The organism is Zymobacter palmae, from assembly GCF_003610015.1.
GTDB classification, from domain to species: Bacteria; Pseudomonadota; Gammaproteobacteria; order Pseudomonadales; family Halomonadaceae; genus Zymobacter; species Zymobacter palmae.
This window is the reverse complement of the sequence record NZ_AP018933.1, coordinates 1,416,982-1,438,160: the sequence shown is the minus strand read 5'-3', so window position 1 is coordinate 1,438,160 and position 21,179 is coordinate 1,416,982. Positions and strand designations below refer to the sequence as shown.

General features: G+C 57.5%; 18 protein-coding genes and 1 pseudogene. 5 read left to right on the top strand and 14 right to left on the bottom strand.

Annotated elements, in window-relative coordinates:
* Window positions 1–53 precede the first annotated feature (53 nt).
* The 4 genes from ZBT109_RS06420 to ZBT109_RS06405 are packed head-to-tail and all read right to left on the bottom strand — an operon-like array spanning window position 54 to window position 5,163.
* Window positions 54–1,808, bottom strand: coding sequence for an ABC transporter permease subunit (locus ZBT109_RS06420; protein WP_027705688.1), 1,755 nt, complete (start codon window positions 1,806–1,808; stop codon window positions 54–56).
* A complete protein-coding gene (locus tag ZBT109_RS06415; RefSeq protein WP_027705687.1) occupies window positions 1,805–3,301 on the bottom strand; it encodes an ABC transporter substrate-binding protein in 1,497 nt (498 codons plus the stop codon). Before ZBT109_RS06415 ends, ZBT109_RS06420 begins: the two co-directional genes overlap by 4 nt.
* Window positions 3,302–3,355: 54 nt before the next feature.
* Window positions 3,356–4,210 carry an ABC transporter ATP-binding protein gene (locus ZBT109_RS06410; RefSeq protein WP_051524000.1) on the bottom strand — a complete coding sequence of 285 codons (855 nt, stop codon included), beginning with the start codon at window positions 4,208–4,210 and terminating at the stop codon, window positions 3,356–3,358.
* Complete coding sequence (locus tag ZBT109_RS06405; protein WP_051523997.1) at window positions 4,207–5,163, bottom strand: ATP-binding cassette domain-containing protein; 957 nt, start codon at window positions 5,161–5,163, stop codon at window positions 4,207–4,209. The genes ZBT109_RS06410 and ZBT109_RS06405 overlap by 4 nt, the downstream gene beginning before the upstream one ends.
* A 473-nt stretch (window positions 5,164–5,636) precedes the next feature.
* On the opposite strand from ZBT109_RS06405, the gene ZBT109_RS06400 reads away from it, so the two are divergent.
* Together ZBT109_RS06400 and mntR are read left to right on the top strand one after the other, a co-directional pair.
* The gene (locus tag ZBT109_RS06400; protein WP_169734016.1) at window positions 5,637–6,602 is read left to right on the top strand and encodes a DNA-binding protein; all 966 of its coding nucleotides are present in this window, start codon (window positions 5,637–5,639) and stop codon (window positions 6,600–6,602) included.
* A 211-nt stretch (window positions 6,603–6,813) separates the two neighbouring features.
* On the top strand, window positions 6,814–7,242 hold the full coding sequence (mntR, locus tag ZBT109_RS06395; RefSeq protein WP_038278902.1) for a manganese-binding transcriptional regulator MntR: 429 nt from the start codon (window positions 6,814–6,816) through the stop codon (window positions 7,240–7,242).
* A gap of 107 nt (window positions 7,243–7,349) precedes the next feature.
* On the opposite strand, the gene ZBT109_RS06390 is transcribed toward mntR, so the two are convergent.
* The 8 genes and pseudogenes from ZBT109_RS06390 to ZBT109_RS06350 all read right to left on the bottom strand — a co-directional run bounded on the left by ZBT109_RS06390 (window position 7,350) and on the right by ZBT109_RS06350 (window position 15,074).
* Complete coding sequence (locus ZBT109_RS06390; protein WP_038278899.1) at window positions 7,350–7,883, bottom strand: O-acetyl-ADP-ribose deacetylase; 534 nt, start codon at window positions 7,881–7,883, stop codon at window positions 7,350–7,352.
* A gap of 666 nt (window positions 7,884–8,549) precedes the next feature.
* The gene (locus ZBT109_RS06385) at window positions 8,550–9,341 is read right to left on the bottom strand and encodes an alpha/beta fold hydrolase (RefSeq protein ID WP_038278896.1); all 792 of its coding nucleotides are present in this window, start codon (window positions 9,339–9,341) and stop codon (window positions 8,550–8,552) included.
* A 534-nt stretch (window positions 9,342–9,875) separates the two neighbouring features.
* Entirely contained in the window at window positions 9,876–10,580 is a 705-nt protein-coding gene (locus ZBT109_RS06375; RefSeq protein ID WP_051523996.1) for a 7-cyano-7-deazaguanine/7-aminomethyl-7-deazaguanine transporter, read from the bottom strand.
* Between the two features lie 355 nt (window positions 10,581–10,935).
* Window positions 10,936–11,973, bottom strand: coding sequence for a protease SohB (gene sohB, locus ZBT109_RS06370; protein ID WP_027705682.1), 1,038 nt, complete (start codon window positions 11,971–11,973; stop codon window positions 10,936–10,938).
* Window positions 11,974–12,087: 114 nt separating this feature from the next.
* Window positions 12,088–12,930, bottom strand: a complete 843-nt coding sequence (gene nudC, locus ZBT109_RS06365) for an NAD(+) diphosphatase (RefSeq protein ID WP_084261863.1) — start codon at window positions 12,928–12,930, stop codon at window positions 12,088–12,090.
* Window positions 12,923–13,659 (bottom strand): annotated as a pseudogene (gene dnaQ, locus ZBT109_RS06360) (DNA polymerase III subunit epsilon). The gene nudC and the pseudogene dnaQ overlap by 8 nt, the downstream one beginning before the upstream one ends.
* Before the next feature lie 148 nt (window positions 13,660–13,807).
* Window positions 13,808–14,287 (bottom strand): ribonuclease HI, encoded by a 480-nt coding sequence (rnhA, locus tag ZBT109_RS06355; protein WP_027705679.1) that lies wholly within the window; start codon window positions 14,285–14,287, stop codon window positions 13,808–13,810.
* Window positions 14,274–15,074, bottom strand: a complete 801-nt coding sequence (locus ZBT109_RS06350) for a class I SAM-dependent methyltransferase (protein WP_051523994.1) — start codon at window positions 15,072–15,074, stop codon at window positions 14,274–14,276. The genes rnhA and ZBT109_RS06350 overlap by 14 nt, the downstream gene beginning before the upstream one ends.
* 140 nt (window positions 15,075–15,214) lie before the next feature.
* Between ZBT109_RS06350 and gloB the strand changes: the two genes are divergently transcribed.
* The 3 genes from gloB to ycaO all read left to right on the top strand — a co-directional run bounded on the left by gloB (window position 15,215) and on the right by ycaO (window position 18,979).
* Entirely contained in the window at window positions 15,215–16,030 is an 816-nt protein-coding gene (gene gloB / locus ZBT109_RS06345) for a hydroxyacylglutathione hydrolase (RefSeq protein ID WP_051523993.1), read from the top strand.
* Window positions 16,031–16,110: 80 nt separating this feature from the next.
* The gene (locus tag ZBT109_RS06340) at window positions 16,111–17,109 is read left to right on the top strand and encodes a transglycosylase SLT domain-containing protein (protein WP_051523992.1); all 999 of its coding nucleotides are present in this window, start codon (window positions 16,111–16,113) and stop codon (window positions 17,107–17,109) included.
* A gap of 133 nt (window positions 17,110–17,242) precedes the next feature.
* Window positions 17,243–18,979, top strand: coding sequence for a 30S ribosomal protein S12 methylthiotransferase accessory factor YcaO (gene ycaO / locus ZBT109_RS06335; protein ID WP_027705677.1), 1,737 nt, complete (start codon window positions 17,243–17,245; stop codon window positions 18,977–18,979).
* 445 nt (window positions 18,980–19,424) lie between these two features.
* Here the strand turns inward: ycaO and ZBT109_RS06330 are convergent, their stop codons facing one another.
* Complete coding sequence (locus ZBT109_RS06330; protein ID WP_027705676.1) at window positions 19,425–20,168, bottom strand: ABC transporter ATP-binding protein; 744 nt, start codon at window positions 20,166–20,168, stop codon at window positions 19,425–19,427.
* A gap of 6 nt (window positions 20,169–20,174) precedes the next feature.
* Window positions 20,175–21,179 (bottom strand): FecCD family ABC transporter permease, encoded by a 1,005-nt coding sequence (locus ZBT109_RS06325; protein ID WP_038278893.1) that lies wholly within the window; start codon window positions 21,177–21,179, stop codon window positions 20,175–20,177.

Genomic DNA, 21,179 nt, shown 5'->3' with positions numbered 1-21,179 from the left:
CGGCAGACAATGTGTGCAACCATACCCTTTTCGCCATCGCGCAGACTTGCTGCTTACGCTTGAGATCGCCTCGGCTTCAGCAACGTCAGGCTGACCGCCAGAATGGCCAGGACCACCAACGCCAGTGCGGGTGCCGCCACGCCCCACGGTGCGCGCTCCATGTAGGGAACGGCTGATGCCAGTAACGCTCCCCACTCCGGTGACGGAGGCTGTGCTCCCAGCCCCAAAAAGCCTAGCCCGGCCAGCGCTAGCGCTGCGCCCGGCAAGCGCAGCATGGCGTGACGCAGCAACGGTAGCGTCATAGCGGGCAGCACATGATGCGTGAAGCGCCGACCTGCTCCGACACCCAATACCGGTAGCATCGCCATATGAGGCTGCGCCTGCAACTCCTGTCTGAGCGTAATCGCATGAGCGGCCAATGGTGCCCAACTGACCAGCATGACAGCCAGAATAGCGCCTCGTGGAGAAGGGCCACACAGCGCGGCAATAACGATGCCCGCTACCATAGGCGGCACGGCATTGGCGACGTCGATGATACCCGCCATCGCACGCGGCCATAGGCTGACCGTTCCCCCGATCAACAGGCAACCACTCACCACAAGCAGTGCGCCGCCGCCCGTCTGCAATGCACCATGAGCGAGACGGGCCAACAGATCACGTCCGAGGGCATCCGCCCCTAGCGGTAGCGACCACGAAGGCGCAGCCAGACGCGCATGAGACAGTGCCCACGGATCACGTCCGATGCCTGCGATCATTAGCGCAGCCAGCAGTGCAATGCTGACGATCACCCAGGCCCGTGCCGATCTAGCACGCGGAATCGCCGTTGCGACAGGCATCGAATGCTGATGCATCGCAGCACCCTGCCACCAGCGTCCAATGGCTTCAGCCAATAGACGCGCGATGACGGCAACGCCGAGCAGCATCAGCATGCCAAGCTGAACCACGGGCATGTCTTGTGCCATAACCGCCCCCAGTGTGGCTCGACCGATACCGGGAATGGCCATAATTTTCTCGACCGCAATCGCACCGCCGGTCAGCCCCGTTATCACCAGCGCCACCTGAGGCAGCAAAGACGGGAGCACCCGACGCAGAACGGCACCCGCAACGCGTACACGTGAAATGCCCGCGATCTGCCAAGTCGTGACCCAGCGTTCATTGAAGACCGTTGCAATACGGTCCAGTGCCAACCGTCCCAGCAGCCCGCCGGCGGGAATGCCCATCGCCAGTGCCGGCAACACAAGATAGAGCGGCCCCTTCCAACCAAAAGGCGGCAATAAAGGCCACCAGACCGCGAAAATTAGCAGCAGTGCTGTGGCCAGCAGATACTCCGGCAGTGCCGTTAGCGCAATGGCGACGCTACTGGTGGTCTGTGTCAGCCGCCCTCGCAGCCCCTTGCGCACGGCAGCCTGGCAGACCACTGCCGCAACACCGCCCGCCACCAATAGCGATGCCCCCATCAGTGTCAAAGACACCCCGAGTGCTCTTAGCATTGAAGGCAAAATGGCATGCCCAGACACCCATGAGCGCCCGGCATCACCATGAGCTAGTCCAACCCACCAGCGCCATAGCGCAGCCCAAGGGCCATCGGCCAAGTTGAGCGCCGCCCGAATACTGGCCAGCACCTCTGGGGTGGCTTCCTGTTCACCCGATCGCGCACGAAGCAGTGCCAGCGCAGGGTCATGACCCGCCAGCCACGGCAACAGGCCAATGACGATCACAAGACCGACTAATGCCAGCACACGCGATAGCGATGGCAAGAGGCGCTGTTTCCAGCGCCCGTATAACGAGAATGAACCGGCATCACTCATGGGGCACTGCCACTCTTCGTATCAAGGCCGATCAGCTGGCGCTCGCGCGGATCCCGGAAAGCGCCTTGAGTGCCTTCCCTTTCGCCTTGCAGTACACGCTCATGCAACAGCGGAATAGCCGCATGCGTCGCCAATATCTGCCGCTCTGCCGTGATGATGGCCTCTCGGCGTGCGGATCCCGGTGCCAGTCCCGCTGCGCTCTGCAGTGCTTGGTCGATCCCAGCATCGCACAGCTGAGACAAATTGAACGAGCCATGGCAGCTAAAGTCGCTGTACAGATAGGCCAACGGGTCACCTGAATCCAGCACTGTTGCCCGCGACAGGATGAAGGCATCGAATTTGCCTACCAGTGCATCAGACTCAATGTGCGCATATTCACGCACCACCTGATGCACCTCGAACCCCGCCGCTTTCAGCTGCTCTGCCAGCATGACGGCAACCTCCGGCAACTCAGCACGATCACTGAATGTCGCCAGCGTGATGACCTTGCCATTGGCCGGTGCGGGCACCGTTGCTTCAACAGGAAGCTGGCGGTCACGTAGAGGCGCTGCCCATGCAATGGCCGGCCCTAGCAGCCCCTTGGCGACATCCGCGCGGCCTTCGTATACGCGTTCAACGATGGGCTGTCGCTGCACGACACTCGCCACCAGCGCACGCAGTGCAGGATCGCGGAAAGCGCCCGTACGCGTGTTCAGGTACAGCGTGTTGGTACGCGGCATCGGCACTTCATGCACTTCCTGAGGTGGCAACAGCGACACCTGCGAGACAGGAATAGCCTCCACGATGTCTGCTCGGTGAGTTCGCAGTGCTGCCGCGCGCGCAACGCCATCCGGCACGAAGCTGACATCAATGCCTGCCGACTGTGCTTTCCCGCCCCAGTAATCATCGAAACGGTCAAGGTGTGCCGCACTAGTGCCTTCGATGTTGTTCAGTATGAACGGCCCCGTGCCCGCACGGCGCGGATCAAGGGTGCCATCGGCACGATAAGCGGCAGGCGATAGAATCACCAGCTGTGGACTCGACAGCCGCTGGGGTAACAGCGGGTCTGCCTGAAGTGTGGTCACGATGACAGCATGATCGCCATCAGCAACCGCCGTCAGTGTGACGCCATCCAGAATACGTGGTTTGGGGGTAGCACGGGCTGCCACGTTAAGTGCATGCACCACACTGTCGGCATTCAACGGTGCGCCATCATGAAAATGGACGCCATCACGCAGCTCGAATCGCCAATGCGTCTCATCCAATGGCTGCCAACGAATGGCCAGACCTGGCATGGCATCGCCCTGCGAATCAAGCGTGACCAACGTTTCGGCCGTATTCCAGCGCGATAGTTTGAAGGCATCGTCGCTCAGCGGTGTTAACCCGGAACGCGGAGGTTGCATCATAACAATCTGAAGACGGTCATCTTTGGACGACGCATGCCCTCCATCGAAGCAGCCTCCCAACAGAAGGCCGCTCATCAGACCGCCCAGTGTCCGACCGAAAGTATTCATAACGTAGTGATTCCTTATGGGGTGCGACGATGATTCAAGGTGCGAGGTGCACATTCAATAGAGGGGAAAGGCAGACATGGAAGCGGAGTCGCCGCGGGCGGCGTCCATCAGCTGGCAAGAAACGGCATGCTGAGGAGCGGCAATGAGTGCGGCCATCGGGCGATCTTCCACCACCTTGCCTTGCGCCATCACCACCCCGCGCGAACACAACCGCGTCATTGCCCCGATATCATGCGAGGCCATCAACAGCCCCATGTGGTATTCCGACATTAGGCGCTCCAGCAGCGCCAACATAACATCGCGCGTGGCCAGGTCCAGGCCGCTTGTCGGTTCATCTGCCAGCAATAATCGCGGCCTTATCAGTAACGCACGGGCAATAGCAACGCGCTGGGCTTGACCGCCGGACAGCGCCCCCGCGCGCTGTTGCAGTACACGCCGAGGTAGTTCGACGTTATCCAGCAGCGCGGCAATATCCGCAGACGTTGCCGGCGGTCGCCCTAGACAATGCAGCGGTTCACGAAGAACGGCATCGATACTGTGATGAGGGTTGATAGAGGCTGCCGCCGCCTGCGGAACGTACTGCACCTGCTGGCGAAACCAGCGCAGCGCACGCACGGAGCCAGGCATTATGACCCGGCCCTGAACTCTGATTTCACCTTGAGACAACGGCTGCAAGGCCAGTAGCGCCCGCAGCAGCGTACTTTTGCCACTGCCAGAAGGTCCGGTCAATCCAACGCGCTCACCAGCGTGCAGTGCCAGTGATACTGTGTCGAGCAGGCGGGTTGCAGTATCCTGCGGTGCGTGGCAGCTGATGCGCAAAGCCTCTAGCACAGGGGTATCAGGCTCGGAAGAAGGCGCTTCGTGGCGCGGCGTCTGTCGAGAAAACCACAGGCGTCGTGTTGCCGTCATGACGTCCTCGATGCGGTAGTCAAAGGCCTCGTAGCCGCGGTGGCGTCTTGTCCTAACCGTTGCTGCTCACACTGCAACGCTGCCACCATGCGCTGAGTCACCTCATGCTGAGGCGCCGCTAGCAGCGTTGCTATCGGTGCGTCTTCAACGATCTTGCCATCACATAGCACTAGCGCACGGTCACAAAGCTGCTGTGCTGCTCGCAGATCATGTGTGATGAACAGTAGCGCTTTGGAACGCTGATGATCATCGGTAATCGAAGCTCCAGCCAGCGAATCACTTTCTTCATTGTTCGTGGCGCGATTTAACAACGGCATCCCAAACAGCGCTTTGCTCTTCTGCGGTGGCACCGCACCGGACAGCGCATTCAGCACATGCTGCTGGCTAACAGCATCCAGCGCAGATGTTGGTTCGTCAGCTACCAGCAGCGAGGTATTGCAGGCCAGCGCCAGCGCTATGCAGACACGCTGACGCTGCCCGCCCGACAGCTCAGCGGGATAGCGCCCCATCACACTGCGCGATACACCGACCTGATCCAGCAGGGATTCTGCGTGCCAGCGAATGCCACACCCCTTCTGGCCCGCACCAGCGCAAACCATCATGAGTTGTTGTCCTAGCGTATGCAGAGGGCTGAGCGCTGTTGCTGTATCCTGATCGACCATCGACACGCGTGCCGCCGAAGGCCGCAGGGCCGGATGGCGCTGCGTAATGTCATAGCCACTCAGCGTGATACGCCCGGCACACTCAACATCCTGCGGAAGAATCCCCGTCAAGGCGCGAGCCAGCAATGATTTCCCGGTACCGGAAGGTCCCAGTAGCGCAACACGTTCGCCACCGTAAATCGTCATATCAACGCCGCGCAGTACACCGTGTGATGACGTGGTCAGCGAAAGCTGGTGAATCTGCAATAAAGCAGGCGCAGCCGGATTGTATGCAGCAGAAGTGGCAGACATCATCGCATCCATGATTTATGTTATAACATAACAATATCCAACCATGAATTGCCCCCTACAGCAAGCCTTTATGCGCCGCGGCTCCCGTGTTTAGGCCTTTTTTCAGTTATCTCACAGCCATCTTCTTGGTCTATTGACCCCTTTTTAAGCGGGCTTTCCCGCCCTCTATTGGGCGTTTTTTACCCACCCTACTGTTTGAATGCCCCCTTCACGCGGTGTAACCGATTATATTCATGATAAGGCGCGTAATCATGAATATATCACTTTTAATCATATCGTAATTTCATATTACATAAATTACATTTACAGTGAGCACCAAAACCTGTACAAAAAGGCCATAGCACACAGAGCCCTTGAAAAACGGCGTTTCTTCAGCAATGACGCAAGCGCTACAGTGAAAGAATCGGACTCTCACTGAACCCAACTCTGCTGTATACTTAGCCTTTAGATCTCATCAACGGGAGATGCCTGTCGTGGCCCGAAACGGTATCCAGTTCGAAGATGTGCAGCGCGCGATCGAAACGCTGCAGCAGCGCGGTGACGCGCCCACCATTCAACGCATCCGCGATATTCTCGGAACGGGAAGTTTCACCACCATAAGCGACCACCTGCGCGAGTGGCGAACACGGCACGAGCAGCGGACGGACATCCCCTTAAAAAGTGCGGTGCCAGAACGTCTTCAGGAATCCCTGATGAATATTTGGCAGCAAGCGCAGGAAGAAGCGTACGAAGGGTTGGAGCACTACCGTCAGCAGGCAAACGATGCCATCACGGCGGCAGAGCATCAGGCTCAGCAATCCATGCGCCAGGCGGAAGACGCTCAGCAGCGGCTTTCGGCGCTTAACGAGCGCCTCGACCAGACGCTGGAACGATTGGAAGAAAAGACATCGACGCTGGCACACGTCGAGAGTGAACTGGCACAGGCACAGGCCGCGATCGAAGAACGCGACCACCGCTTGCAGACGCGCGACCGCCAGATCGAAACGCTGACGGCCGATCGCGATCGTATGGAACGAGAGCACCAGGCCGCACTGGCCCAGCAGGAAGAGCACTTCCGCAAACAGCTGGTACAGGAAGAGCAGCGTCACGAAGCCGCCGAGCAACGCCTAATGCAGCTCCTTGATGCTGCCCGTCATGAAAAGCAGGAGCAGGAAAAACTGTCGCGCCGCCGCCTTGAGCAATTGGAAGAACGGCTGGACCGCATGACGGCACAGGTAGAAGAGAAACGACGCGCCCTGCAGGACGAAGAACGCCGCCATCGCGACCTTAGTCTTCAGTCGCAGCAGACCGCTCAGGTGCTAACGGATACCCGCGCTCAGCTCGAGCGCTCTATCAAGACCGTGTCGGAGCGCGATAAGGAAATCACGCGCCTGCGCACAGAGCTCCGCGTTCTTCAAGAGCGCATGGCACGTTCGTCCGTTCCCCCCTTCATGTATTGATACTGCATGTGGTCACCTCTAGGCCGGCCCTGCCGATATGTGCTGCGTGGGCTGGCCGAGCGGTAATGCACCTCTTTCCACAGGTAGTAAAGCCAATGCCCCATGTTACGTATGGGTATCCTTACGCTCCTCGATTGCGTATGATCGTGCCTGCGGAACTATCCGTACCTATCAGGTACCCTTTACAGCAAGATTTATAGAGATCGGCGCTATGCCTTTACCCTCCCATCACGAACATTTCGAGCGTGTCCGTCAAGACCACCAGCGTGAACTCGTTGAAGACTATGTCGAAGAAATCGCGTGGCTGCATGAACACGTAGGCGAAGCGCGCGCCAGCGATCTGGCTGAGCGATTCGGCGTCAGTCCCGCCGCCGTATCGAAGGTCGTGACCCGCCTCAAACGCGATGGTCTGGTCAATGCACGCCCCTATCGCGGCATTTTCCTGACAGAAGAAGGTGTGGATATGGCCCGTCACGTAGCCGAACGGCACGAGATCGTCATGACCCTGCTGCGTACACTGGGCGTTTCGGAAGATATTGCACGCGCCGATTCAGAAGGTATAGAGCACCACTGCAGCGAAGAAACCGTGGCCGCCATGCAGCGTTTTCTGGCCAAGCATGGACCTCGCAGTACGCAGTGACCCTCGGACATTGCCAGCACAATGGATGTGCACTTTCCCCCTCGCAGCACCGAACACCCGACCGCATGCACATTTTTTCCTTGTTACACCACCCGTCCCCGTCTCACCTAGTGCTGCCGCATGGCCTCCAGCAATGCCCGATAGATATCAGCGTTCTGCTCCTCGAAACACACAACGTTCACGCGTGTAATGGCGGCGTTTTCCGCCAGCAGGGCAGCAATTCTCGTCAGCGCGATCCGCGCCGCATCTTGCTTGGGAAAGCGATAGATTCCTGTACTGATATTGGGAAAGGACACACTGGTCAGACCGCACTCGTCCAACAAGGCAAAGCAGCTGCGGTAGCATTGGTCCAATAGCGCCGGCTCGCCGTGCAGCCCATCCTGCCAGCGAGGCCCCACGGTATGAATGACATGCTTCGCGGGCAGCTGGCCTGCGGTCGTTATTACCGCTTCCCCAACGTTGCATCCACCCTGCCGCGCTCGAATACGACGGCACTCCTCCAGAATGACCGGCCCACCCTGACGGTGAATAGCACCATCGACACCGCCGCCGCCTAACAGCGATGTATTAGCTGCATTGACGATGGCGTCTACGGCAATCTGAGTTATGTCCCCTTGAATGATGTGTATTTTATCCAGCATGGTTGATTTCCTTTTTCAGGGGGACACGGCCTGTGTACGGTTCTTAGCGTGGCTTAACAACCTCAATACCTATGCCGTTAATAGCGCTTTGGGTTACAAAAACATGGTAGAAACTGCCTGCTCTGGAATAGGAATAGGCAAACACAACCACTCGGGTTATGAAACAGCTTCTTAATACTCACATGGCATATCCATGAGTATGCATGCAGCGCCACCTTATGCATTCTAGAGGCATATAACACCTGCAACCCGTTAGCCCATACCCCAGCGAAGAGACTGTTTCATAATCTGAGCGATTACTTTTACCCTTTTTAAAACAGACGGTTTCTAGCGCAACGTTGTGGTTTGACGTCCCGTCAATGACATGGGTATTGGGTTATGAAACATGCTCTAAGTAGCCATGCATTCGGGTTTTACGCAGAGCAAAAGCAGGCAGGCCAAGGCTGTAGCACCCCGCTCTGGCCAATCGCCTAGCGCAGCAGCCTCTACTCATCATTTTCACGCTAGGTTTATCTTTTTCTCTTCAATCCTGCACTCACTAGAACACGCTTTGACCGCTGCGTCAGCTTTGCCACTAGAACCCTATGACGCTAGGGCTGATATCCAGAGATTGAGGCCACCACGCGCGCCATTTCTTTCCATTTCGATATAAACGATAAGCAATCGCTACGCCGACAGGAAACGGTCCACCGCGTCAACGAAAATAGAAAACTGCTCGACATGCAGCCAGTGGGCACAGTGCTTGAGGGTCACAATACGCGCATGCGGGAAACGCGCCATGATCGCGGCACGATATTCAGGCAACACATAGCTGGAATCGCCGCCTCTCAGAAACAGCACTGGACCATTGAACGGCGCCCCTTCAATCGGTGCTCGGGCAACGTCCGGATAGCCTTGTCGTAGCGCGGGCAGATTGACGCGCCAATGCAGACAACCATCCTCGCCCTTAATCAGGTTGGTACCCAGAAAACGACGTGTTTCAAGATCGTCCTCATGCAGCGCCATAAACGCATCTGCGGCAGTGCGAGATGCGGGCGGCTGATCAGCCACCACCTGCATCGCGGCAAAAATATCGTCATGGCGGTCAAGCGCATAATCGACGGGAGCAATATCGGCCACGATAAGACGCCGGATACGCTCGGGTGCCATAACGGCCATACTCATCGCGGTTTTACCCCCCATCGAATGGCCCAACAGGTCAAAATGTTCGACACCCGACACACTGAGGGTATGCAGCACATCAGCAGCCAAATGAGCGTACTGCATATCCTCAGCGTGCGGTGAACGCCCATGATTGCGCAGGTCAATCGCCACGACTCGTCGCTGTTTCTCCCATTGTCGCGCATGCGCACGCCAGTTGTCGGCATTGCCCATTAGACCGTGAAGGACGACAAGCGGCAGCGCCTCGCTGGGCTGAGTAGCAGGATAATCAACGTAGTGAAGCAGCAAAGCGATCATAACGGCTCTCTGAGGTATACGGGAAACGATCGGGCAGCAAAAAAACGAAGATGATTAAAGGCGATGCGTGATGCGCCAACAGCACACCGTGGTGGAAGGCTTCAAAGCGAAAAGAACGGCGCTGGACCTCGACGGAACTGGCCTGCCGCCCAGACAATTAAACTTCCTCGCCAAAGTATGGTGTTTGATACCGCGCTTACCATTGAAATAGCAATCGTTATGAAGCATCACCCGTTTAGGGCTGACTACGCGCAAACACACAATATCTACAGATCACCCTAGGTCAAATGCATCTTCAAGGATGCTATCACATCTTTCTGGGGCAGCGGGCAGCGGGCAGCGGGCAGCGGGCAGCGGGCAGCGGGCAGCGGGCAGCGGGCAGCGGGCAGCGGGCAGCGGGCAAAGCATACCCTCTTGTTGCCTCACGCCAAGGCCTGTCATAAAAAAAGCGCCGTTCGATTCAGATCGAGCGGCGCTTTCGCTATTAGAATATGCGTCAACGATAAAAGGTTGGCACGTCAGATCAGAGTGCGACTATGACTGTGCCGATTCGGCCAGTAGACGCTGTTGAATCCTGCGCAGGATAAGGTTCAGGATCGCACCGTACAGCGGCACAAACATTACGATGCCCACCAACAGTTTTACGGCATAGTCGGCCCAAGCGATGCTGACCCAGAACTCAGCCATGAAGGCATCGTTGCAGTGCCAGAATGCGATGGCGAAGAACGCAAAAGTATCCAGCAGCGAGCCAAGGAACGTCGATGCCGTCGGTGCATACCACCAGCGACCGGTACGGCGCAGGCGAGCGAAGACGGCAATGTCCATTAGCTGGCCGAACACGTAGGCCGCAAAGCTACCAAAAGCGATACGAGCAACGTCCAGATTCCACAGCGCTAACGACGCTAGTCCCTGATAGTGCCCTTCGGCGAACAGTACCGAGATAACGTATGACAGCAACAGCGCGGGCAGCATCACGCAGCCAATCAGGATACGTGCTTCACGCTGCCCGATCAGCCTGACGGTCAGGTCGGTACTAATGAAGATCAAGGGAAACGAGAATGTGCCCCACGTTGTCTTGATATCAAGGCCCGGAAGCGACAGAACGAATGGAATCTGAACCAGATAGTTGCTGGCACAGATAACACACAGATGCACCAGAATAACCCCAATCAGTGCTTTCCGGCGTGCGTCTTCCGGCAGTTCGATAAACCCTGCGTGTGGCAAGGGGGATGTGGCCATGCAGAAAATCCTCTCCGACAGATGTTCATACGTTGCAGCCACATGGATTGCCTTCTCCCATGCATGATGAACGCTGCAACCTCGTGAGGGCGGTCGCCTTTTTATCTTTCTGATTTCGGTGGCGAGTATGCACTGCAACACCATATGCACGCTGACTCTTCATGATGAAAAATCGCCAACGACGATACACAGCACATACCCTTAAGAAACAGACGACGTATGCTGCCATGCTGGTTGCCATAATGCCAGCCAGCAAAAGCCGCACTCGAAGCCTTCATACCATTCAATGCGCCATAGCTGAACAGGGCCGCCCATAGGCAGCCCTGTAGATGCTCAAGATAACGAAGCGATGGCACTACGTACGTTCGCTGCGCCAGTTGAGGGCACGCTGCAAGCAGGCATTGACGGCTCGCTGCAGGGTACTTTCAGCGCCGTGCGCCAGACGCGATACCAGAGAACGCGGTGCTGTCAGCGATACCTCGAAAATATCCAGACCGTCACGCGCACGCTGCGACAAATAACCTTCGCTGGTCTGAACGTCGTCGATCAGCCCCAGTGCAACGGCCTGCTGCCCGTACCAAATATCGCCATCTGCTACTTGGTCAATATCCAGCTGCGGGCGACGCTGACGCACATGCTGCTTGAACAGTGCATGCGTGTCAGCCAGGTCTTCAAGGAACTTACGCCGCCCTTCTTCGGTATTTTCGCCCAGCATGGTCAGGGTTCGCTTATGTTCCCCAGCCGTCAGGATTTCGACATCGACATCGTGCTTTTTCAGCAGGCGATGGACGTTCGGCACTTGGGCAACCACACCAATGGAGCCAATCACCGCGAACGGTGCAGCAATCAGGTGATCTGCACAGCAGGCCATCATATAGCCACCGCTGGCCGCTACGCGATCAACGCACACGGTCAGTTTTAGCCCGGCATCGCGCAGGCGGTCCAGCTGAGCCGCCGCTAACCCGTAGGAATGCACTAGGCCACCGCCCGACTCCAGGCGCAGCACAATCTCATCCCCCTTGTGTGCGCCTTCGATCAACGATGTGATCTCTTCGGCCATTTCATCCGTGCCCGAGGCTTGCAGGTCACCGTCAAAGTCCAACACCCAGATTACCGGCTGCTCGCTCACGTCTTCCTTGAGGCGCGCCTTTTCTTCCTTATGCTGCTGTTTTTGCCAGCGCTTGTATTCGCCATCGCTCATGCGCACGCCCTGCAGCTGATGCTGCCGCGGCAGGAACCGCTCTCTTCGTTCTTTGATGCTCAGAGAAGCTTCAGCGCTCCGCTGGCGGCCTGCGCCTCGAACCCGGGCGATGATGATCAGTATGACAATCAAGGCCAGCAGAAACGTTGCCACCTTAGCGGCAAACAATGAATAAAGACTCCACCACTCCATATGACTCGCATTCCTTTATGGCGGTAATGATAAAGAAGGGCACCTGCCATGGGTGCCCCGAAATTTTGCTTCGCTCGCAGGCCGATATAACCCACCCTACGCCGCAGCAGTGTCCTATGCGTGGCGTTTCGCCTTGACCTGCTTAACGTGCTGGTCAATCAGCCAGCGTGAGATGGCCCCGACCGGTGGTAATGCAGGCAGTTCATCAATGCTGAACCAGTCCGCAGCCTCAATCTCGACGCCATCGATGGTAATGTCCTTTGTCGACGTCTGTGCCGTAAAGCCCAACATGAAAGAGTGTGGGAACGGCCAAGACTGGCTTCGCTGGAAAACCACACCATGTACGTCGACGCCCACTTCCTCTCGAATCTCGCGCTTCACAGCCTGTTCGGCATTTTCACCCGGTTCAATGAAACCGGCCAGGGTGCTGAAACGCCCCGCGGGGAAATGCGGGCTGCGGGCGAGTAGCATATCGTCGCCATACGTAACAAGAGTGATAATGCACGGTGACAGGCGCGGGTAGCAGATATGGCCACAGGCCTTGCAGTGCATGGCGTATTCGAACGCGTCCATCACCATTGGGCTGCCACAGCGACCACAGAAGCGGTGATCGCGCCGCCAGTGTAGAACCTCTAGTGCAGTGGCGACCAGACAACGCTCGTCATCACTGAGCATCGGCAGGCAGTCGGTCACCTTGTGCGCACGCCGCGCCGTAGACACGTCATCACACGGCGCTTCTACGACAGCGATGGGCATGCCCTGCCAGCGCCCCAACACAATCGACCATTCAGGAAACGGTTCTTCATGTCCCAGCAGGCGCTCATCAGACGTCAGCAGCAGTTCACCATCCGGTGTAATGCGGATCAGCAGGCCCTTGCGGGCATCCACAATATCCCGGCGTTCTCTGTCGAACAGCGATGCGGCAACCGGTGCATCCTGCAATGTCGTATTAGCCATTGAGCTTATCCCATGCGCACTCGCCGCCTGACTTACCGCGAATCATGTCGAGCTTCTTCTGATGAGCTTCCCACTCGGTTTCCGACGGGCGAATAACGCGCAGCTGGCCCGGAGCCAGTGCTACACGCTGTCGCGACGAAGCATGGCTGGCTGCAGAACTGCTGCTGTCGTTATCCTGACTGCTCAGCATCAGCGCAGTCTGCCCACCGGTCATCGCCAGATAGACTTCAGCCAAAATCTCGGAGTCAAGCAAGGCGCCGTGCAGCGTACGTGACGAGTTGTCGATATCGTAGCGTTTGCAGAGCGCATCCAAGCTGTTGCGCTGTCCGGGGTGCATGGTACGCGCCATCTTCAGCGTATCCAGCACCTGACAGCCCGCCTCGACCGGCCCGATGGCGGGCCGCCATCATTCTTCAGGCGGGTGAATTCGGCATTCATGAAGCCCACGTCGAAAGGCGCATTGTGAATGACCAACTCGGCGCCTTCGATAAAGTCCCAAAATGCCTGGGCTATCTCACCGAACACCGGCTCGTTGGCAACACGTTCATCGGTGATCCCGTGAACGGACATTGCTTCGGGGTCGATGGCACGCTGTGGGTTGATGTACTGATGGTACGTGCGTCCCGTCAAGCGACGGTTGACGACTTCAACGGCCCCGATCTCAATGATGCGGTGGCCTTCTTTCGGATCGATACCGGTAGTCTCGGTATCCATGACGATCTGTCTCATCGTTCTTCCTCTATCCCCGCCTGACCAGCTCGGAACGGCCTTGCCAGCGGGGTAACGCTTAAACGAAGGTGGCTCGACGGCTTAATCCAGCGCCTGCTTACCCGTATACATTGCCTACACACCTACGTTGGAGAAACGCATGAGGGCATCAGCGACCTGCTCGTGCCAACTCGTCCATAGCGTCGTTAGCCAGTTGATCAGCTCGCTCGTTGCCTTCGTGCCCGGCATGCCCTTTCACCCAATGCCATTCAATCTCATGGCGTTCGCATGCCGCCAGCAACTGTTTCCACAGTTCGGCGTTTTTGACTGGCGCCTTAGACGCCGTCTTCCAGCCGCGTTTCACCCAGTTGTGGATCCACTTCGTGATGCCGTTACGAACATACTCGGAATCGGTCCAGAGTTCGACCTGACAGCGTCGGTTAAGCGTCTCAAGCGCCTGAATGGCCGCTGTCAGTTCCATGCGATTGTTAGTGGTATCCGCCTCGCTGCCCTTCAGTTCGCGCTCGTGTTCGCCGCTGCGCAGTATCGCGCCCCAGCCACCGGGGCCGGGATTGCCACGACAGCCTCCATCGGTATAGATGATGACATGGGGAAGGCGGGTGTTCGTGGTGTCGTCAGTGCTGCTCATGATGTCCTGATGGGCGTGATGGAGTGGAATGGGTCGTGGGACAATCGACATCCGTGCGATGCTGCTCGGTAAGCGTTGATGGCATGGGGGCCAACACCCCTTTGGGTATCGCGCCGAGAGAGAGCAACTGCCGGTGCCGCAAGCGTTTCGCCAGCGGGACGATATACTGTTTCTGGCGCCGCGCCGAAACGATATAGCTTCCGGCCAAGGGCACATCCAGCAGTGTACCGACATGTTCAGCCCATGACGCCGTACGGCAGCGTGCCGCCGAGAATGCGCAATAGTGTACCTGCTCTATTTCAAGATCGACAAATGCTAACCAGTCACGGATCTGGCGTATGAACAGACGCCGCTGTGCCGGATGACGGCGGTGACAGTGCGGCCAGCGTGGTTGCAGCGGGTTCCAGCCGATCAGATACAGGCGACCGGTATCTGCGGTAATGCGCGCCGCTTCGCTCAGCCAGTGGTGAGGCTGGTCGACACAATCCAGCAGGTGATGTATCAGCACCGTATCGAAGTGACAGTCGTCAAAGGGTTGAGCACGGCCATCCGCGATATAGTCAGCGTGCCATAGCGGCTGGGTTGATATTGACGGTGCCCAACGGAGGGCATGGCTTGGTGCGAACGGCGTGGCCAGCGATGCCGCGGCGTTCATTTCCAGCAAACGCCCCCCTTTGTAAGCCACCATGCGTGACAGCATCACGGACTCTCGCTGCCATACCTGTTGGCCCGCAGGTGTATTCCAGTAGGCCATCAGGGCACTGACACTCTGTTGCGTATCACTCATCCCGGCTCTCCTGTGTCACTGTTGCCTTCGTGCACCCCGATGTAAATCGCCGTTTCGCCACCGCGCGTTTCATTACGGCATCATATCGCGTGATAGCCATCGAACTTACACAGCATATAGCGAAAACCAAGGAGTATTTCATGTCTTATCCTCAGTCATCTCATGGAGAACTGCACCTCTACCCGCTGCCAGCGCTCGAAAGCAACTATATCTGGGCCATCGTCAACGACCGCACACGGCAGGCTGCCATCATCGATCCCGGTGATGCAGACATCGTGCAGGCATGGTTGATGCAACAGCCAACGCTCGAACTGGCGGCCATCATTATCACTCACCATCATCACGATCATACCGATGGCCTAGCCGAACTGATCGCCCGTTTTCCCGCCCTTGCCGTTTATGGGCCTACTGACGTCGAGGGGGTCACCCAGCCACTGCACGATGGCGATACTTTCACGGTACTGGATCAGCCTGCGGCAGTGCTCGCCACTCCGGCTCATACCATAGACCACCTTTGCTATCTCATTACGCCACAAGAGAAATCCGCTAAACCCATTCTGCTTACGGGCGATACTCTTTTCATGGCAGGTTGTGGGCGTCTGTTCGAAGGAACTGCTGAACAGATGCTACGTAACATGGAACGTTTTGCAGCGCTATCACCTGACACCGCTGTCTATGCCGGCCATGAATATACCCTGAACAACCTGGCCTTTGCTCTCGCCGTTGAACCCGACAACGCGGCCATTCAAGAAGCAAAGGCACGTGCCAGTGCTGCCCGAGCAGAAGGTCGCGCGACCTTGCCCAGTACGATCGGCCAAGAGCGCCGCACCAACCCCTTTATGCGTACGCATAAAGCGACCGTGATCCAGGCTGCCTGCCGCCATACTGGTCGGCCCGCGTCTGACGATCCCGTACATGTGCTTGCAGCACTGCGCCATTGGAAGGATACATTCTGACTGATGTTGAATCGTTGCCTTTGCCATACGTCTGATTCCACAGCCAATGCCGTTGCAATGAATGTCACGAGGGGGTGCCCGTGAGCCAGCCCCCTCTTCTGCGCAGTGCGATTACGCGCCGCTTGCGCCGCGGACACCGCAGCGTCGGCTGGATGCTACTGATAGCACTGGTGATGTCCCCACTCATGCCGGAGCCTTCTGAATTTCAGGCACCCACCTATCATGAGGACAGCCATTCGCTGTGGGTGCACATGCGCGAGTCTTTTGCACTCGATCACCATATCGACAATCCTCGCGTGCGCTATTGGATCGAGTGGTATCAGCAGCACCCCGATGCCATCGATCGCTACATGAAGGATGCACGCCCATGGCTCTATCATGTTTTTCATGAAGTTGATGCACGCCATGTGCCGGGCGAAATCGCCCTGCTGCCCTTCATCGAGAGCGGCTATAACCCCAAAGCGCGCAATATCAGCGGTGCCAGCGGCATGTGGCAGCTGACCCCTCAAGCCGCCACCGAGGTTGGGCTAACCCTTTCCCGCGACTATGACCCGCGCAATGATCCGCTGGAATCAACCCACGCAGCGCTCGACTATTTCCAGTGGCTGTCGGATAACTGGTTCGATGATGATTGGGTACTGATGCTGGCGGTATACAATGCGGGCGTTGGACGTGTGAACAAGGCCATCCGTCAGGCCAACACGCGCAACTATTTCGACCTGCCACTGCCGACCGAGACGCGCCTTTACGTGCCGCGCCTGTTGGCGCTGGCCGCTATCATCGACGCACCAGAACACTATGGCATTCGACTGCCGGATATTCCCAACGAACCGATGTTCAAGAGTATCCGGGTGGCGCGCCCAGTATCACTTGATTCACTCAGTTCCACGGAGCTGAGTAGCCGCCAGCTGCATGACTTCAATCCCGCCTATGGGCAAACCGTCGGTCGCCACCAACTGTTGCTTGTGCCCGTGGCGCAGGCCCCTAGCATCATGTGCCGACTCAAAGCACGCTCAGCACTGGCAGGCGACACTCGCCAGCTGTCCTGTGATGACAAGCGCGTCGCGGCAGCCCCTTGATCGAATAAGCACATAACGCAACGGCATAGCCTCGCTTTCTACGCGAGGTTAGCGACCTATGCTAGAGTAGCGGCCTGTGGGCAGCATCGGCTGTCCCTTCTTCTCTATTCACTGTTCAGGCTGCGATTTGCTCATGACCGCCAAGACCTTCATCCCCGGCAAGGATGCCGCTCTGGAAGACTCCATCCAGCGTTTGCGCGCCTCCATCGAGGCCCTCGGTTTCCACATCGAAGAGGCCCGCTGGCTGAATCCCGCGCCTTATATCTGGTCTGTGCATATCCGGGACCGCGACTGCCCGCAGGTATTCTCTAACGGGAAAGGGGCTTCGCGCGAAGCAGCGCTGGCCAGTGCCTATGGCGAAATGATCGAACGTCTTTCTACGCGCTATCTGTGGGCCGACTTCAACCTTGCCCCTGCCATGACGCAGTTCGGTTTTGTGCATCAGCAGGATGAACAGTGGCTGCCGGCCAGCGATACGCTGCCGGAACAGGTGCTCGATGCGCGTACCCGCGGCCTTTATGATCCCGAAGGCAAGCTTATGCTGTCGATGCTGGAAGATATGAACGGCGGCGATACCGGCAAAGGTGTCTGCCTGCTGCCCTATACCCGCCAGTCTGATGGCGAAACCGTAATGTTTCCGGTCAATCTGATCGCCAACCAATTTGTATCCAACGGCATGTCGGCGGGCAATACGCGCGATGAAGCGCTGGTGCAGGGACTGTCAGAGATCTTCGAACGCGCCATCAAGCAGCGCATTCTGCGCGAAGCCATCACCCTGCCAGAGGTGCCGGACAGCCTGCTGGCCGAACGTTTCCCTCATATCCGCGAAGGGCTTCAGGCGTTAAACGCCTCGGGCTATCCCGTACGTGCACTGGATGCCTCTCTTGGCGGTCGCTACCCCGTGATGTGTGTGGTGCTGCAGAACCCGCAGGATGGCGGCGTTTACGCTTCCTTTGGCGCACACCCGCGCTTCGAGGTCGCTCTAGAACGCGCGCTGACCGAACTGCTGCAGGGGCGCGCTCTTGATGAATTGGAGGGCTTCCCTGCGCCGACGACCAACATGGACCTTGTCGAAGACCCGCACAACATGGAGCTGCATTTCATCGACTCCAGCGGCTACGTCAGCTGGGCTTTGCTAGGCGACGAACCAGACTACGACTTCGCAGATTGGAACGACGATCGCGATAACGAGGCCCTGAGCACCGCACTGATCGACTTGCTGGCCGAAGAAGGCTATGACGTCTACCTCGCCGAATACACGGCGTTGGGCGCTTATGCCTGCCGAATTTTGGTACCGGGTTTCTCTGATATCTATCTGCCAGACGAGCTGTACTGGAACAACAATAACCAGGCACTGCCTTTCCGTCAGACGCTGATGAACCTGCCTACCGCCAGCGATGATGAGCTGGATGCGGTACTGGAAGGCCTAGAGCAAAACGCCGTCAACGATCAGCTTCGAGTGTTGGAATGGATCGGCATCGTGGGCGATAAAGGCACACCGTGGGCATCACTGCGCATTAGCGAACTAAAACTGTGGCTGATGTTGGCATTAGGTCTGCAGGATGAGGCCAGCGACCAAGTGGCTATGGTGCTGGGATCCGGCGATGTTGATACTGAACGCAGTCAACTGCTCTGCGCCGTACGCGACGTGCTGGAACTGGTGTCATGCGATGCCGAACTTGCTCACTACCAGCGCGCACTGGTGGGCTATCACGGCGAAGCACGCCTAGAGCAAGCCATCTCATTGGTAACAGGTGAGCAGCGCTTCCCGGGATTGACCGCTTTGGACGCTACGGCCCCTACCGCTGCACATCAGCGTTTGCTGGAAGGTTATGCAAAAGTACTGAAAGGCCAACAGGCTGCCGCGTAATTTCCAGCCATTACACCCAGTAGCCTCTATCAAGCCGCCCTGCCTTCCCATAGGCAAGGCGGTTTTTTTTATCCTTACCGTCTGTATTTAGATACCCACACACACTGTACATCATAGTTGTTCAGCGTCGTCTCCCGAACTCAGCCCCAACATATGTCTGAGCATAACCATAAATTGCTGGCAGGCCTCTTCTTCATTAATGAACCACGTTTCTCCCGTTCGTTGACCCTTCTCACTGTAATAGATCACATACCCATGCGGCTCAGTGATAAAACATAAAGATTCGTTCGAGTCGTGATTGATTGAATAACTGTCGTGAGGCAGATTCAGCGTGCTGAGCACTCCTTTTAGTTTATTTAATGACATGGTTGAATGTTTGCCGAGATGGAATTTTGGGAAATATCAAAAACAAAAGATAACGGTATAAAATTAGCACTAGATAAGATTAGGGGGTCAAAAACTCAATGACGGGATGCGGATGCGCAGTTGAGGCTAGTCGATGAGCCTCCATGCCGTACACGCGCTTCAAGCGCTCAGGCTGCAACACCTCGTCCGGCGACCCGATGGCAACTGCATTCCCATCATGCATCAACAATAGCTGGTCGCAATAGCGCGCAGCCAAATTGATGTCATGGAGCGTAACGATCGCCGTCTTGCCTCGCATAAGTGCCATCACAGCATGCGCATGCGCTATATCCAAGTGGTTGGTCGGCTCGTCGAGCAGCCAAAGCGCTGGCGATTGCACCAGAAGCCGTGCCAGATGTGCACGCTGGCGCTCTCCTCCTGATAGTCTATCCATTCGCATAGCGGCCAATACCGACAGACCCGTCAGCGACATGGCATGATTCACCTGCCGCCGACGTTCTCGACGGCTCCCGTTGTGCGGCCACGCCCCTAACGCCACCAATTCTTCGACGCGGAATGCACCGTCTCCGTGACATTGCTGCTCAAGCAACCCTACCGTACGCGCCCGCTGTAAGGACTTCATATCGGACACCGCTTGGTCGCGCCAGAGCACATTACCGCTTTGCGGCACGACAAGCCCTGCCAGTACATCCAGTAGCGAACTCTTTCCTGCGCCATTAGGGCCCAAGACCCCGAGAACCTGACCAGGCATCAGCGTGAACCCGACATCACACAGGATCCGGCGGGCACCACGCTGCAGGGTCACTCCATTAACTTCTAGCATGAAAGATCAAGTATCTCTTGCGGACGAACGCTGCCGTAGCAACAAGGCAAATACAGGAGCACCGACGATGGCCGTCACTACCCCGATGGGTAATGAATGCGCCGCCATCAGCGTACGCGACAACAGATCGGCACCGACCACAAAAACGGCCCCCAGCAACATCGCGGCCGGAATGCGGCGTCGGTGACGTACCCCCACCCACCGGCGAACGAGATGAGGAACAACGATGCCTACGAACCCGATCGCCCCGATACGGCTCACGACCAGTGCCGTCATAAATGCTGTGAGCGCCAGCAACAGATAGCGCAGCCGCGCGACGGGAATTCCCAAGGCAAACGCACTGCGTTCTCCTAGCGAGAGCACATCCAGCGGCCGTGCTACAGCAAGGCAAACGACCAACCCCATCGCAGCGGACGCAGCCAACCATGGCACATCACTCAACCGCACGGCGCTGAGGTCTCCCAACAGCCAGAACAGTAGGCCACGAATCTGCTCAGCAGAGGCCGATGATGCCATCAAGCACGCCGCAATGGCATTGAACAATTGCGACGACGCGATGCCGGCCAGCAGCGTCTGAGAAGCTGAACCCTCGCGGTGTGCCGCTAACAGCATAACGACGCAAAAAGCCGCGACTGCCCCAGCAAACGCGCCAGCGGAAAGCGCCCAGCCCCACGCAACACCAGCGACAGTCACGGCCACAGCCCCGGCAGAGGCGCCCGCCGACAGGCCTAAAACATAAGGCTCGGCCAACGGATTACGCAGCAATGCCTGCAGCACCACACCGCACAGCGCCAGCGAACCACCTCCCAGTGCAGCCGCCATAACACGTGGCAGCCGATAGTGCCACACCACGCTGTCCTGCAACGCACTGACCGCCACAGCATCGCTCCATATGGGTAACCCTAGATGGGAGGCGATAACCTGCGCAACGGCCTGGCAGCTGAGTGAAATCTCTCCTGCCACCAGCGACACAGCGATCATCACCAGCAGAAGGAGCGCGCCCACAATCAT